Source organism: Halochromatium sp. (assembly GCF_054919635.1).
Genome location: NZ_JBUDPI010000072.1, coordinates 1 through 13,493 on the forward strand (window position 1 = coordinate 1; position 13,493 = coordinate 13,493).

Annotated in this window: 15 protein-coding genes, 1 tRNA gene and 1 pseudogene; 10 read left to right on the plus strand and 7 right to left on the minus strand. The window is 62.3% G+C overall.

From position 1 onward, the window contains the following. The 7 genes and pseudogenes from ACY693_RS06515 to ACY693_RS06545 all read left to right on the plus strand — a co-directional run. Positions 1-287, plus strand: a pseudogene (locus ACY693_RS06515) (hypothetical protein); the annotation flags it as partial. A 2-nt stretch (positions 288-289) separates the two neighbouring features. Further along, positions 290-1,390 carry a tRNA guanosine(34) transglycosylase Tgt gene (gene tgt / locus ACY693_RS06520; protein ID WP_462321036.1) on the plus strand — a complete coding sequence of 367 codons (1,101 nt, stop codon included), beginning with the start codon at positions 290-292 and terminating at the stop codon, positions 1,388-1,390. 57 nt (positions 1,391-1,447) lie between these two features. Further along, positions 1,448-1,777 carry a preprotein translocase subunit YajC gene (gene yajC, locus ACY693_RS06525; RefSeq protein WP_462321022.1) on the plus strand — a complete coding sequence of 110 codons (330 nt, stop codon included), beginning with the start codon at positions 1,448-1,450 and terminating at the stop codon, positions 1,775-1,777. Positions 1,778-2,015: 238 nt separating this feature from the next. Further along, positions 2,016-3,869 carry a protein translocase subunit SecD gene (secD, locus tag ACY693_RS06530; RefSeq protein ID WP_462321023.1) on the plus strand — a complete coding sequence of 618 codons (1,854 nt, stop codon included), beginning with the start codon at positions 2,016-2,018 and terminating at the stop codon, positions 3,867-3,869. A 13-nt stretch (positions 3,870-3,882) separates the two neighbouring features. Further along, on the plus strand, positions 3,883-4,830 hold the full coding sequence (gene secF, locus ACY693_RS06535; RefSeq protein ID WP_462321024.1) for a protein translocase subunit SecF: 948 nt from the start codon (positions 3,883-3,885) through the stop codon (positions 4,828-4,830). Then, a complete protein-coding gene (locus ACY693_RS06540) occupies positions 4,827-5,462 on the plus strand; it encodes a 2OG-Fe(II) oxygenase family protein (protein WP_462321025.1) in 636 nt (211 codons plus the stop codon). Before secF ends, ACY693_RS06540 begins: the two co-directional genes overlap by 4 nt. Before the next feature lie 2 nt (positions 5,463-5,464). After that, on the plus strand, positions 5,465-5,863 hold the full coding sequence (locus tag ACY693_RS06545; RefSeq protein WP_462321026.1) for a hypothetical protein: 399 nt from the start codon (positions 5,465-5,467) through the stop codon (positions 5,861-5,863). A gap of 120 nt (positions 5,864-5,983) precedes the next feature. Here ACY693_RS06545 and mepA read toward each other — a convergent pair whose 3' ends face one another. The 4 genes from mepA to ACY693_RS06565 form a co-directional block, all read right to left on the minus strand. Next, entirely contained in the window at positions 5,984-6,871 is an 888-nt protein-coding gene (gene mepA, locus ACY693_RS06550; RefSeq protein ID WP_462321027.1) for a penicillin-insensitive murein endopeptidase, read from the minus strand. A gap of 126 nt (positions 6,872-6,997) precedes the next feature. Then, entirely contained in the window at positions 6,998-7,651 is a 654-nt protein-coding gene (locus ACY693_RS06555) for a hypothetical protein (RefSeq protein ID WP_462321028.1), read from the minus strand. A gap of 236 nt (positions 7,652-7,887) precedes the next feature. Next, positions 7,888-9,675: an SLC13 family permease gene (locus ACY693_RS06560; protein ID WP_462321029.1), complete on the minus strand. Its 1,788-nt coding sequence runs from the start codon at positions 9,673-9,675 to the stop codon at positions 7,888-7,890. A 45-nt stretch (positions 9,676-9,720) separates the two neighbouring features. After that, positions 9,721-10,461 (minus strand): hypothetical protein, encoded by a 741-nt coding sequence (locus tag ACY693_RS06565; protein WP_462321030.1) that lies wholly within the window; start codon positions 10,459-10,461, stop codon positions 9,721-9,723. A gap of 95 nt (positions 10,462-10,556) precedes the next feature. On the opposite strand from ACY693_RS06565, the gene ACY693_RS06570 reads away from it, so the two are divergent. Beyond that, positions 10,557-11,231: a Fe2+-dependent dioxygenase gene (locus ACY693_RS06570; protein ID WP_462321031.1), complete on the plus strand. Its 675-nt coding sequence runs from the start codon at positions 10,557-10,559 to the stop codon at positions 11,229-11,231. Positions 11,232-11,365: 134 nt separating this feature from the next. Here the strand turns inward: ACY693_RS06570 and ACY693_RS06575 are convergent, their stop codons facing one another. The 3 genes from ACY693_RS06575 to ACY693_RS06585 all read right to left on the minus strand — a co-directional run bounded on the left by ACY693_RS06575 (position 11,366) and on the right by ACY693_RS06585 (position 12,927). Further along, positions 11,366-11,782, minus strand: a complete 417-nt coding sequence (locus tag ACY693_RS06575) for a SufE family protein (protein ID WP_462321032.1) — start codon at positions 11,780-11,782, stop codon at positions 11,366-11,368. Positions 11,783-11,805: 23 nt separating this feature from the next. After that, positions 11,806-12,132 carry a HesB/IscA family protein gene (locus tag ACY693_RS06580; RefSeq protein WP_462321033.1) on the minus strand — a complete coding sequence of 109 codons (327 nt, stop codon included), beginning with the start codon at positions 12,130-12,132 and terminating at the stop codon, positions 11,806-11,808. A 135-nt stretch (positions 12,133-12,267) separates the two neighbouring features. Continuing rightward, positions 12,268-12,927 (minus strand): LON peptidase substrate-binding domain-containing protein, encoded by a 660-nt coding sequence (locus ACY693_RS06585; protein ID WP_462321034.1) that lies wholly within the window; start codon positions 12,925-12,927, stop codon positions 12,268-12,270. A gap of 210 nt (positions 12,928-13,137) precedes the next feature. Between ACY693_RS06585 and ACY693_RS06590 the strand changes: the two genes are divergently transcribed. Together ACY693_RS06590 and ACY693_RS06595 are read left to right on the plus strand one after the other, a co-directional pair. Then, positions 13,138-13,222 (plus strand) — tRNA-Leu (locus ACY693_RS06590). A gap of 85 nt (positions 13,223-13,307) precedes the next feature. Beyond that, positions 13,308-13,493, plus strand: a 186-nt coding sequence (locus ACY693_RS06595; RefSeq protein WP_462321035.1) for a hypothetical protein, incomplete at its 3' end; no start/stop codon positions are given.

A 13,493-nucleotide genomic window follows, 5' to 3' on the forward strand; every position in this document is an offset into this window, starting at 1 on the left:
GGGTCAATCGCGCTGGCAAGCCCTGGCCGACCGAGCTCGAGCCACCCTTGTGTGAGGTGGCCGATCTGAACGCGCTGGAAGCCTGGCTCGGTCTGGACCCGCCGAGCTCGCTCGCCAGGAGCAGCCCGGCTCGTTCGAGCCCTTCGGCTAGACCCAGTGCCGAACGCTCCAACCACGACCTCGCGCCTGAAACCACGGGGCAGGACGCGGATCAGGCCGACGGCAATGCCGCCAGCCAAACCGCCGATGCGCCTGCCCGCCAGGCCAGTGGCGAGCCAAGATCATGAGCTTGACCTTCCACCGCTTGGCCGAGGATGGCCTTGCCCGACGCGGTCGATTGATCCTGCCCCGGGGTAGCATCGAGACCCCGGCCTTCATGCCGGTTGGTACCTATGGCACGGTCAAGGGCCTGACCCCCGAGGAGCTGCACACCATCGGCGCGGAGATCATCCTCGGCAACACCTTCCATCTGATGTTGCGTCCCGGCACGGAGATCATCGAGCAGCTTGGCGGCCTGCAGCGGTTTATGCACTGGGATGGTCCAATCCTGACCGACTCGGGCGGCTTTCAGGTCTTCAGCCTTGGCGAGCTGCGCAAGATCAGCGAGCAGGGGGTGCATTTCCGCTCACCGGTCGACGGCAGTCCGGTCTTCCTGGGACCGGAAGAGTCGATGGCGGTCCAGCGGGCGCTGGGCTCCGACATCGTGATGATCTTCGATGAGTGCACAGCCTACCCGGCGAGCGATGACGAGGTACGCCGCTCGATGGAGCTCTCGCTGCGCTGGGCCGCACGCTGTAACCAGGCGCATGGCGACAATCCAGCGGCGCTGTTCGGCATCATCCAGGGTGGTATGTCGCCAGCAATGCGCTCAGCCTCTCTGGCTGGGCTCTTGGAGATCGGCTTCGATGGCTATGCCGTCGGTGGACTCTCGGTCGGCGAGCCGCCGGCCGAACGGCTGCGAGTGCTGGATCACCTCGCCGGCGAGCTACCCCCGGAGCATCCCCGGTATCTGATGGGCGTTGGCAAGCCAACCGACATCGTCGAGGCCGTGGGGCGCGGGATTGATCTCTTCGATTGCGTGATGCCGACGCGCAACGCGCGCAATGGCCATCTGTTCGTCCGGGGCGGTGTATTGCGAATTCGCAACGCCCGCTATAAAAACGACGAGACTCCGCTCGACCCCGGCTGTCGCTGCTACACCTGCCAGCATTACAGCCGCGCCTATCTGCATCATCTTGAACGTTGTAACGAGATCCTTGGCGCGCGACTCAACAGCATCCACAACCTCACCTTCTATCAAGACCTGATGCGCGGGCTTCGCGAGGCGATCGCCGGCGGCCGTTTCCAGGCCTTCGCGGCCCGGTTCTCTGCACAGGAGGATATGCCATAATACTGGGCTGGATCACCGATGAATCGCGCCGAGTGCGCGGCCTAACGAGGAAACCTGATGAGCTTCTTCATCTCTGATGCCCTGGCCCAAGCCGAGGGCGCACCCGCTGGCGACCCGTTGCTCGGGCTGCTGTTCCCGATCGGTCTGATCATCATCTTGTATTTCTTGATGATTCGGCCGCAGATCAAACGCCAGAAGGAGCATAAGCGCCTCGTCGAAGGGCTCGGCAAGGGCGATGAGGTCGTCACCATGGGTGGCGTCGCTGGCCGCATCACTGAGCTCGGCGACAACTTTGCTCAAGTCGAGGTGGCCGACAATGTCGTCATCAAGGTCCGCCGCCAAGCGGTCGAAGCGGTGCTGCCGAAAGGTTCCCTCAAGGATCTCTGAGGCCCAAGGGTCGGGGAGCGGCAGCGACTGCTCCTCCGCAAGGCCCCCGAGACGGCACTGACCGAGCCGAGCGAGACCGAACCGGACTTACCCTCGCGAGGGTCATTGACCGCTAGGGCTCACGAGCGCACTGATAGCGCATCGATTTTGATGTCACTCAACGCCTAGTGAAAGGCAACAGCGCTGCCGACTGGCGCGCTGTCCGCCGCCAAATTCCGCCACTGGAAGACGCTTCCGCATGAATCAGTATCCACTCTGGAAGAATCTGCTGATCCTGGCTGTGATCCTATTCGGCCTCGTGCTGGCCCTGCCGAACCTGTTTCCGCAGGACCCGGCGATCGAAGTGAAGGCTGCAGAGGGCGAGGTCGGCCCAGCGACTCGGGCCGAGATTGCCGCAGCAATGGAGAATGCAGGCGTACCGGCTAAGGCGATCGAGCCCCGGGAGGGTGGCAAGGCCCTGATCCGGTTTGAGACGCCGAGCGACCAGCTGCGCGGACAGGCGGTCCTCGATCGTACACTCGGAGACGACTACCAACATGCCCTGACTCAGTCGCCGGACCTGCCAGGCTGGGTCGAGGCCCTTGGCCTGCAGCCGATGTTCTTGGGTCTCGATCTGCGCGGTGGCATCCATGTGCTGATCGATGTCGATATGGACGCCGCGGTGACCCAAGCGGTGGAGCGCTATACCGGGGATATCCGCACCCTGCTGCGCAATGACCGAATTCGCTACCTCACCGTTGGCCACGAGGACGATCGTATCGAGGTCCGGTTCCGCGATGAGCAGGCCCGCGACAGCGCGATGACGCTGATTCGGCGCGAGTTCCGCGATCTCGAGGTGACCAGCGGAAGCGAAGGCGGCGATTTCTACGTCTACGCCACCCTGCCACCGGCCAAGCAGGAGGAGATCAAGGGATTCGCGCTCGAGCAAAACATCACCACGCTGCGCAATCGCGTCAATGCGCTCGGTGTCGCCGAGCCCATCATCCAGCGTCAAGGCGAGCGCCGCATCATCGTGCAACTGCCAGGCGCTCAAGACCCGGCGCGCTTAAAGGACCTGCTCGGTGCGACCGCCACGCTCGAGTACCGGTTGGTCGATACCGAGCATAGCGTGCAAGATGCGCTCGATGGCCGGGTACCGGTCGGCGCCGCGCTCTATTACGAGCGCAATGGGCAGCCGATCCTCCTCAAGCGCCGGGTGATCGTCACTGGTGACCAGATCACCAGCGCCGCGGCCGGCTTCGACCAGCAGAGTGGCTCGCCGATGGTCAGTGTTAGCCTCGATGCCCAGGGCGCCCGCCAGATGCGCCGCGTGACCACCGAGAACGTCGGCAAGCCGATGGCGGTCGTCTTCATCGAATCCCGCACCGTCACCCGGATCATCGAGGGCGAGCCCGTCAAGGACCGAGTCCGCAGTGAAGAGGTCATCAGCGTCGCCAATATCCTCGAGCCGTTCGGCCGCCGTTTCCAGACCACGGGCCTCGACAGTTCTGAAGAGGCACACACCCTCGCCCTGCTGCTGCGTGCCGGGGCACTGGCGGCACCGATCGAGATCGTCGAAGAGCGCACCATCGGTCCTAGCCTGGGCCAGGACAACATCGATCAGGGCTTCCGCTCGGTGCTGATCGGTCTCGCCTTGGTGGTGATCTTCATGGCCCTGTACTACCGCGTCTTCGGCCTGGTTGCCGACCTGGTGCTGGTGGTGAACCTGGTGCTCATCGTCGCCGTGCTCTCACTGCTGCAAGCGACCTTGACCATGCCTGGCATCGCCGGCATCGTGCTCACCGTCGGCATGGCGGTGGATGCCAACGTGCTGATCTTCGAGCGCATCCGGGAAGAGATCCGCAACGGCAGCACGCCGCAGGCGAGTATCCATGCCGGTTACGACAAGGCACTCTCCACCATCGTCGACGCCAATGTCACCACCCTGATTGCGGCCATCGTCCTGTTCAGCTTCGGCACCGGACCGGTCAAAGGTTTCGCGGTCACGCTGTTCATCGGCATCCTGACCTCGATGTTCACCGCCATTCTCGGCTCACGGGCGGTGATCAATCTGATCTACGGCGGCCGCCGCGTGAAGCGGTTAGCCATCTAACCGGAGCACCCCCATGGCGCACGCCCAGATCCTAAAAGCGTCCAACATCGATTTTCTTGGCAAGCGACGCATCGCGGCTATCGTCTCTGGGGCCTTGATGGTCCTTTGTCTGCTATCGATTCTGTTTCGCGGTTTCAACTTCGGCCTCGATTTCACCGGCGGCACGGTGATTGAGCTCAGCTATGGACAACCGGTCGAGGTTACCGAGATCACCGCGACACTGGCCGAAGAGGGTATCGTCGATGCCACCGTGCAGTACTTCGGCTCGAACCGCGACATCCTGATCCGGATCGCGCCGCAGGAAGGCGAAGAGGCCAGCGCCCAGCTCAGCGACCGGGTCTTCCGGCTGCTCAACGCCAATGCCGAGACAGCCGTCGAGCTGCGTCGGGTCGAGTTCGTTGGGCCTCAAGTCGGCGAGGAGCTGCGCGAGCAGGGTGGCCTGGCGGTGCTCTTCGCCCTGATCGGCATCCTCGTCTATGTCGCGCTGCGCTTCGAGTGGCGCTTCGCCGTGGGCGCAGTCGCCGCGCTGATGCATGATGTGCTCTTCACCATCGGCCTGTTTTCGATCTTCTACATCCCCTTCGACCTGACCGTGCTGGCCGCCGTGCTAGCTGTGATCGGCTACTCGCTCAACGACACCATCGTCATCTTCGACCGCATCCGCGAGAACTTCCGCAAGATGCGCAAGGGGACGGTCATCGAGATCAGCAACCGCTCGGTCAATCAGACCCTCTCGCGCACCATCATCACCTCTGGCACCACCTTGCTCGTGTTGCTCGCGCTCTACTTCCTGGGCGGCGAGGCGATCGCTGGATTCTCGCTGGCGCTGATCATCGGTGTCCTGGTTGGGACCTACTCGACCATCTATATCGCCACCGCCGCCGCCGTTTGGCTCGGCGTGAGCCGCGCCGACCTGATGCCCCCGGAGAAGGAAGGCAAGGTCGTGGATGATCGGCCATGACTGGTGTCGGCGCGAGTCAGGCGCAGCGGCCAAGCGTCGTTGGCGCCGAGGCGCTGCGTACACTCCACGAGGTCAAGCCGGGGAGCTTCATCTTCGCCCGCAATGCGGCGCTACCGCCGGCCTTTTGCGACGAGATCATCGCGCGCTTCCAGGCCAATCCGGAGCAGCAGTATGCAGGCCGTGTCGGTCAGCTCCGCGAAGAGGATGCCTCTGTCAAGAAGACCACCGATCTGGTGGTCAGCAACAAGGACGACTGGAAGGATGTCGATCGGATGCTGTTTCGCTCTCTCGGCGCGGCCATGCTCGAGCTGCGCGAGGCCTTCCCCTATTTCAAAGGGCCGTTCAAGGACATCGGCTATCAGGTCCAACGCTATCGACCCGGCGAGTACTACCACTGGCATATCGATGGTGGCAGCCATGAGCTCAGTCAGCGGCAGCTGGTTGCGCTCTGGTATCTGAACGACGTCCCGGGACCGGGTGGCGAGACCGATTTCCTCTTCCAGCAGGTCAGTGTGCGGCCGGAGCGCGGTAAGCTGGTGCTCTTTCCGCCGTTCTGGACCCATGAACACCGCGCAGCCCAGCTGCGCGACGGGCTCAAATACATCGCGACCACCTGGGTGGTCTTTGCCTGAGGATGTCGAGCGCCACGCCAAGCCAGCCGCCACGGCTGCTCGCCATCATCGAGCTCGGTGGCTATCCCAACTTCAACCCGCTGTATCGCCGGCTTGGCTTCGACGCCGAGCTCGTCAGCTCGCAGCGCAAGGCCCAGGCCGCCCTCAAGCGGCGCCTACCGGATGTGATCGTCGCCGAGTACAACTTTCAATCCGATTTCCGCGACCGCACCAGCAACCTCGAGACCCTGATGGCCCGACTACAGCGACATCCTCAGGTGCGGGTCATCGCCATCTACCAGCCTGATCACAAGCACAAGCTCGACAGCTTGCTGGAGCGCTTTCCGCTCTTTGCAACCCTACCGCTCCCCGTCAGCGAGGCGCAGATGGAGGCCAGCTTGCAGCGGGCCCTAGAACCATAGAGCCCGAGTCGCCGCGAGTGACCAGCATCGCCCTGCTCGATGCGCCATGCACAATGCGTTCAGCGGCGCCAGCCCGAGCCGTCGTTGCTGCCAAGGCCCAAGGCTTCGGCCCAACAAGCCTCAAGACGCGCTCAACACCGCCGCACAGGCAGCCGGGGGCTCTGGACGCGGTCGCGGCGTTGAGGATGAGCTTCCCCTCGGCGAGCGTACCTCCTGACTGAACCACCAGGCTAGCTCGGAGCCACAGCCGCTGCCCATCCGGATTGGGGACTGCTGCTTGCAGCTCGGACTGTCGCTCGGGCATTTCAGGCGCACATGCATGTGCGCATCATGCCGCCACCAAGGGCGCAGCTTTCGCAGCCAAGCGGCGTCGGGATCACTGCGGCAGAGGGCGCGCTTGATCCCCGGGTTGACCAGGATACGATCAACGTCTGGATGCTCAGCGGCCCATTTGATCAGGAAGCGCTGATCCGCCCCCCAGCGCGCATTCGGCTTTAGGCCATGCTGGCCGAGCATGCTCGGCGGATCATTGGCTTCGGGGTGATCCTGCCAGGCCCGCTGTGCTGAATCAGCCAGGGTCAGCCAGATATCCACGTCCATCCCATTCTGATGACTGACATGGGAGGAGGACATCCGACCACCGCGCGGCTGCGCCAGATCGCCGATCATGACCAGCCGACCATCAGTGCGCTCCGCTACCGCCGCACCCAGATCCTGGACGAACCGGACGGTTTGCTCTTGTCCATAGTAGCGGTTGCGATGCCGGCGTATGCTGACAAAGCCCTCGCCAGTCGGCGGAAGCCGCGAGGCCCCACGAATACATCCATTGGACGGACCACCAATGGATTCGGTGCGGCCTTCGGCGATGGTACCAACCTGAGACCAGGGGGTCTCAGCGGCGACTCCGCTATCGATGGGCAGCAGCAAGTAGAATCCTGCGACCGCAGCGAGCATCGTGCTCCCGCCGCGGGCCAACACCGGACGACGCCGGCGGAGAGAAGAAGCCATCAGCGCGCTCCTATCTGATGCGCCGACCGCCGGCGCTAAGCGAGCGGTCAGTATAACGCTGATGGCGATCGAAGTTGACGCCCCTCATCGGCCGCGACACGGCCGACGAAGGGTGCCAATCGGGGCTTAGCCCTCCTTGCGCTTGGCGCCGATGCGCTTGGTGAGCAGCGCGCCGCGCATCGAGAGCAGCACGAAGGTGCTGGCGATGAAGCCGACCACCGCGACACCCACGCTGATCGAGAGCGTCTTACTCTGCGCACCATCGATTCCGAAGGTCTCACCGATGTAGAGCAGCACAGCATTGTCAGCTGGCACCGCGAGCAGATAAGCGCAGAAGACCAAGAATAGGCTGAAGAAGAACAGCTTGAAATCCATGTGAATCGCGGCGAGCAGGGTCGCAAAAGCGATCAGATAGATGACGATGATGGTGTATTGCTGGGCGTCGATGGCCTCGCGCAAACCCTGGTTGTTCGCCACGTACAGCAGGGCGAAGAGGGCACCCCAGTGCACAACCTGTTTGATCAGGTACCAGGCCCGGACCTCATTGGACAGATAGGACTGACTCCAGCCCGAGATCAACGAGATCAGCGCGATGACAGGGACGAAGTACTCCCAATACTCAATGGTGCCCGCCATATCCTTCTGGCTGAGCCAGAACAGCACGACGGCACTGACGAAGAGGATCACCTGCGGCAATAGAGCCAGCAGCAGAGGGGACTGGTAACGCTTGCGCTTGGGTTTTGCGGGCGCGGCACTCGGGACGGCGGTAGCTTCGGACACGACGAGTCCTCCAACTGGACCTGTGGTGAAGGTGACCGACGATCACGACCGTCGAGGTACAGGGCAGACCTCGGCACGACGTCGCGCTAAGACCGACCTCGCTAACGCGACGCGGGATCGTCGGAGGTGACAAGCTTCGTCTAAGTGTAAACCCTTTTCTCAGAGTGTGTAGCTAGCTTGACACAAAAATTATCCTCATAGTGTCAATAGATCTAGACACAAGGTCCCAAGCGGCCTCAAAACGACCAGATCATCGGCACCAAGGTCACTGTCACTGCGCCGACCAGGATCGTGAGGGGGACACCGATCCGGATGAAATCGCTAAAGCGGTAGCCGCCGACATTGAAGACCATCAGGTTGGTCTGATAGCCGATCGGGGTCGCGAAGCTCGCCGAGGCGCCCACCATCAGGGTGACCAGGAAGGGGATGACGCTGACGTCCATCAGGCGTGCGCTGTCCAGCGCCACAGGAAACAGCAGCACCGCTGCGACATTGTTGGTTGCCAAGGCGGTGAGCACCGCAGCGGCGACAAAGAGGAGTCCAAGCGCGAGCCAGGGTATCCCGCCAGCCAACTCGATCAGCGACCCGGCCAGAAGGGCAGCGGCACCGGTCTTCTCCAACGCCGCACCGATGCCGAAGGAGGTCGCGATCACGATCAGCACCTGCCAATCGGGCTCACGTCGGGCCACGCGATCTGGAGTACAACGGGTCAGGATCATCGCGCCGGCAGCGAGCAGTGCCGCCTCCAGCATGCTGAGCAGCTCGAAGGCAACTAGGCCGACCATGGTCGCGACGATGGCGATGGCGATCGGTGCCCGCTCATGATGCAGCGGATGCTCGTCCCCAAACTGACTCACGACCAGGAAGTCCTTCGAGTTGCGCTGCTGCAGGACAAAGTCAGGGCGTGTCTCCAGCAGCAGGGTATCGCCAGGCTCGAGCACGATGTCACCGATCTTGCGCTGCACGCGCTCGCCGTTACGCGATAAGGCGAGGATGACCGCGTTGTAATAGCCGCGGAAATGTCCCTCGCGCACGCTGACGCCGACGAGCGGACACTTGTTGGACAACACGGCTTCAACGAAACAGCGCTCTTGCCGCGGCCCGCCAAGCTTGTAGACCTGATTGGTCGCTGGAACCAGCCCGCGGATGCGGTGCAGCTCGACCACCGAGTCGAGCATTCCGGCAAACACCAGCCGGTCTCCGCTCGCCAGCAGCACCTGGGGAGACACCGCTGGCATGATCTGCCCGTCGCGCTCGATCTCAACCAGGAACAGGCCCGGCAGCTGACGCAGGCCGGCCGCTTCGATGCTTTTCCCGGCCAGCGGGCTGTCGGTGCTGACCAGCATCTCGGTGGTATAGCGACGCACGTCCTCGAAGCGCGTGCTCGCGGCAACCCGGTTTGGCAACAGCCAGCGCGCGCTGACCAGGATGAACACCAAAGTCACCAACATCAGCGGTAGGCCAATCCAGGCCAGCTCAAACAGTCCAAAGCTGAGCCCGCCGCTCTGGCTGCTGTAGAGTCCATTGACGACCAGGTTGGTACTGGTGCCGATCAGCGTGCAGGTTCCACCAACAATGCTGGCAAAGCTCAGTGGCATCAGCAGCCCAGACAATGACAATTGATGTCGCTTTGCCCAATCCGTGACCGCAGGAATGAAGATGGCCACCACGGCGGTGTTGTTGAGAAAGGCGCTCAGCCCCGCAACCGGTAACATCAGCCGAAGCCGAGCGTTGGTCTCACCCTTGGGATGGCCGAGTAGGGTCTGACCGATCCAGCCAACGGCTCCGGTCTCCTTCAGTCCGGATACCACGATATAGAGCACGGCGACCGTCAGCATGCCCGGATTGGCGAAGCCGGCGAGGGCCTCGACCGGGGTCAAGACCCCAGTGACCAGCAGCACGGTGAGAGCGCCGGACGTGATGACGTCTGGCGCCAGCCGACTGCGAAGGAACAGGGCGAACGAGAGTGCGACCAGCCCAAGGCTTAACCAGCCTTGCCAGCCGAGGTCCGTGATGGCGTCCACGCCTCTCAGTGTCGAGCAGCAATCAACGCTTCCGAGATCGAGCCATCAGTGCTGCTGCAATGCCTCGTAGCGCGCCTTGAACGCCTGTTGACGCAGCCGCTCCGCCTCATCCTCGGTCGCGATCAGCGGGGAATCCTGCCAGCTAGCGCTGGCGTGATCGAAGACCGAGAATCGAAACGCCTTGCCGACCTTGAAGACCTGGGTCACGTCCTGGCCGGCCTGGGCCATCGCTTGCATCTTGCTGAGCCCCTTGGGCAACCCGCTTGCTGAACCTGTGATGTTGCCGTCGGTGCTGCCCTCGGTGCTATCAGGCTCAGTGCTAGAGCTGTCTTCGTTGTTGCTGCTAACAGGAGGCGCCACCGAGCCCCACGCCGTAGCGGCACCCTTCGTGGTTGCGGCAACAGCGGCAACGGACTCGCCCGCCGAGACACCAACGCCAGGGGCATCACTCGGCGTTGCGGCATCGTTGAATTGGAACTGGTTGTTCTGTATCTCGCCCTGGATGTCGAGCTCGACGCTTTGCACATTCGGAAGCCGACACAGGATGTAGCCAGCCATCAGCATCCCCAGCTTCTCGTTCTCTTTCTCGAGTGCGGTAAGGAGCTTATCGGCGATGATCTGGCAGCGCTGCAGCCGGTCTGGGGCCTCGACCCATTCGCGGCCCATCTGCCAGCCTTGGTCCATATCGCGGTCTAGCTGGTCGAAGAAGTCACCGCCGCGCTCGATCACAGGGTCGGGCACGTTCAGGGTGTAGACTTGCTCATCAATGATGGCCTCGAGGATCATTCGGCCCTCCAACTGCTTGATGTGGTCGCTATCAGGCGCCCGATTCTATCTGGAACAGCAGCGAGCGTCCGCTGCATCACCGCTCTGATTGTCCTATGTTGCTCACGATTCCCGGTCTTTTGAATGCTGCCCAGGTCCAGAAGGTGCACGAGCTGCTTGCCGACGCCGAATTCATCGATGGCAAGCTCAGTGCTGGCTTTGCCGCGTCACGGGTCAAGCACAACGAGGAGATGCGTCAAGAGCCAGAGCGCATGCAGCTGCTGGTGCGTATCCTGATGGCGAGCCTCGGCCATAACGAACATTTTCGCTTCGCCGCGCTGCCACATCGCGTCGCAGACCCGATCTTCGCTCGCTATCGCCCGGGCATGACCTATGGCGACCATGTTGACGACCCGATCATGGGCAGTTCCGGACCTCGCTTCCGAAGCGATGTGTCGATGACCCTCTTCTTGAGCCCGCCAGACAGCTACGACGGTGGCGAGCTGTTGATGCGTACATCCTTCGGCGATCGACGCGTCAAGCTTCCTGCTGGCGATGCGGTCATCTACCCGTCCTCGAGTTTGCATCAGGTTGCCGAGGTGACCCGTGGCGAGCGCTTGGTGGCACTGACCTGGGTTCAGAGCTACGTGCGCGATCCAGCTCAGCGTGAGCTGCTCTACGAGCTCAATCAGGCGCGAGAGGTCCTGTTGAAGGACGCACCCAACGCCGAGCACACCGCACTCGTCGATCGTAGCTATGCCAATCTGGTTCGGATGTGGAGCGATCTTTGAGGAGCCTTACCCTACTCGTGCAACACAGCCTGGCTTGAACAGCAGCTGGTTGAGCTCGACTGGAGCCCGAGTGGCACCGACCTTGGGCCCATCTAAGGCTCCACTGGCTGGAGACACTCGGTCAGCTCCCGGCCTTATCTCGCTGCCGCCTGTGCCACCTGACCCTTCATCTTATTGACGATCGCATAGACGCCGACATGCCGATTCGGGCTCAGGTGCTCTTCCAACTGTAGACCCTCGAACAGGGCGTCAACGTCCAAGTCCTCGATCTCAGCAGCGGTCTTTCCCGAGAACAGGCCCACCAAGAGCGCCACGACCCCCTTGATGATCGAGGTGTCGCAATCGCCGTCGAAGCGAATCCGCTCGTCGTCGGACTTGGCGACAACGTGAACGGTGCTCATGCACTCCATCACTCGGTTGGCATCGATCTTGTCGGCCGGGTCCATGGCCGGTAGCCGCTCACCGATCTCCACCAGATACTGATAGCGCTGATCCCAGTCGCCGAGCAGATCGAAGGTGTCGATGATGTCTTGGATGGATTCATCGGCCATGAGGCTGTACGTCCGTGGCTCGCTCAAACGCTAAACGACTCACCGCAACCGCACTCATCCTTGATATTCGGATTGCGAAACTCGAAGCCTTCGTTCAGCAGGCTTGACTTGACGAAATCGACCTCCATGCCATCGATCCGCGGCAGGCTGGCCTCATCCACGACCACCTTCACACCATGGCTTTCGAAGATGTGATCGCCCTCATCGCAGTCGTCTGCATAGTCGACCACATACGCAAAGCCGGTGCAGCCGCTCTTCTTGGTGCCGATGCGAAGGCCGACGCCGCGGCCGCGCTGCTGAAGCATCTTGTTGACGTGGCTCGCGGCCGTGTCGGTCAAGGTAACTGCCATCTGTAGATTCCTCGTATCGTCCAGCTCAATGTCTTGCTAGTGCCTTTGGCAACAGCGAATTTCAAGGGCTCGCCTGAGCTCCGTCTAGCACCCGAGCCTAGCACGTCGAACCGCCTAGGGCTCTTCCCGAGCCACCTAGTGGCGATGCTCCGTCCCAAGCCTGGAGGCATGGGCTGACATATCCATCAGTCCACGCATCAAGGTCGCGCGCTCACTGAGCGGCACCGTCTCGAGCAGTGCCTGCTTATCTTCTGCCTCCAGCGGCAGATGCGTGCAGAGGAGATTGACCAGGTCGGCATCGGCCATCTTGCCGATATCGTCCCAGGGGATCTCAACGCTGCGGCGGTCACAGAAGGCGCGCAGCGAGCCCATGAACTGATCGCGCTCGCTCAGACTGGCCTCCTCCTCATCCTCAAGGTCCAGAACGAAATCCTGCCAATCCGGCTTGACGCGACGGAATCCGTCTTGCATTGCCAGCTCTTCCAGGACCTTAAACCGGCAGAGTCCGGTCAACACCAGCACGATGCGGCCGTCGTTGGTCTCGCTGTAGGAGGTGATGCGCCCAGCACACCCAACCCGATGGATCGCTGGCGGCTGGTCCGAGGCCTGGCCGCGCGGCTGTACCATGCCGATCAGGTGATCGCTCGCCAGCGCCGCCTGCACCATGGCAAGATAACGAGGCTCGAAGATATTGAGGGGCAGTTGCACACCGGGCAGGACTACTGCACCGCCCAGTGGAAAGATCGGCAGCACGTCTGGCAGGTCTGCACGACGCTGTAGAAATGGGCTGCGCATCGTGGCGGTTCTCCGTCGTTCACTCGTAGACTGATCGACTCCAGAAGGTAAGGGCGACCCAGGTCAACCCCAAAGCAGGCTCGCGATTCTCTTGCACCCGTGTTGCACCGGTGAGCCTTTCCAACACTCGCCGAGAGACCGAAGACTCGTCATAATATCCGTTGGACGGGCTGCTCACCGCCCCGTCGCGACAATCCCCAACGTTGTCTAGCCCGGATGGTGAAATTGGTAGACACAAGGGACTTAAAATCCCTCGGCTTCGGCCGTGCCGGTTCGAGTCCGGCTCCGGGCACCACTTACCAACGGGCTAACAATCTTCGTGTCCTGCGAGAAGCAAATGGGCCATCACTGGCTCCACCGAGCATCAGCACAGGTGGCGCGTGGCTGAAACAACCGACTCCCGATATTTTCGGCTCGAGCGATTCCGCTCGCTGATGAAACGGCACCTCGGCACGCCTGGTTGGTTCAATGGGACCTATCTGGCTGTCGATGAGGCTGTCGGCATGCTTGGCCTCGTTGGCGGCAAGCGAGCAAAGGTTCTGCAGATCGAGTCCGCAACCGAGAGC

Bases quoted from the DNA above. Each gene is read 5' to 3' on its own strand.
- ACY693_RS06540 (WP_462321025.1), top strand. From the start codon at position 4,827: ATGACTGGTGTCGGCGCGAGTCAGGCGCAGCGGCCAAGCGTCGTTGGC.
- ACY693_RS06575 (WP_462321032.1), bottom strand. From the start codon at position 11,782: ATGGCCGATGAATCCATCCAAGACATCATCGACACCTTCGATCTGCTC.
- ACY693_RS06565 (WP_462321030.1), bottom strand. From the start codon at position 10,461: ATGATCCTCGAGGCCATCATTGATGAGCAAGTCTACACCCTGAACGTG.
- ACY693_RS06545 (WP_462321026.1), top strand. From the start codon at position 5,465: ATGTCGAGCGCCACGCCAAGCCAGCCGCCACGGCTGCTCGCCATCATC.
- secD (WP_462321023.1), top strand. From the start codon at position 2,016: ATGAATCAGTATCCACTCTGGAAGAATCTGCTGATCCTGGCTGTGATC.
- secF (WP_462321024.1), top strand. From the start codon at position 3,883: ATGGCGCACGCCCAGATCCTAAAAGCGTCCAACATCGATTTTCTTGGC.
- ACY693_RS06580 (WP_462321033.1), bottom strand. From the start codon at position 12,132: ATGGCAGTTACCTTGACCGACACGGCCGCGAGCCACGTCAACAAGATG.
- ACY693_RS06570 (WP_462321031.1), top strand. From the start codon at position 10,557: ATGTTGCTCACGATTCCCGGTCTTTTGAATGCTGCCCAGGTCCAGAAG.
- yajC (WP_462321022.1), top strand. From the start codon at position 1,448: ATGAGCTTCTTCATCTCTGATGCCCTGGCCCAAGCCGAGGGCGCACCC.
- mepA (WP_462321027.1), bottom strand. From the start codon at position 6,871: ATGGCTTCTTCTCTCCGCCGGCGTCGTCCGGTGTTGGCCCGCGGCGGG.
- ACY693_RS06585 (WP_462321034.1), bottom strand. From the start codon at position 12,927: ATGCGCAGCCCATTTCTACAGCGTCGTGCAGACCTGCCAGACGTGCTG.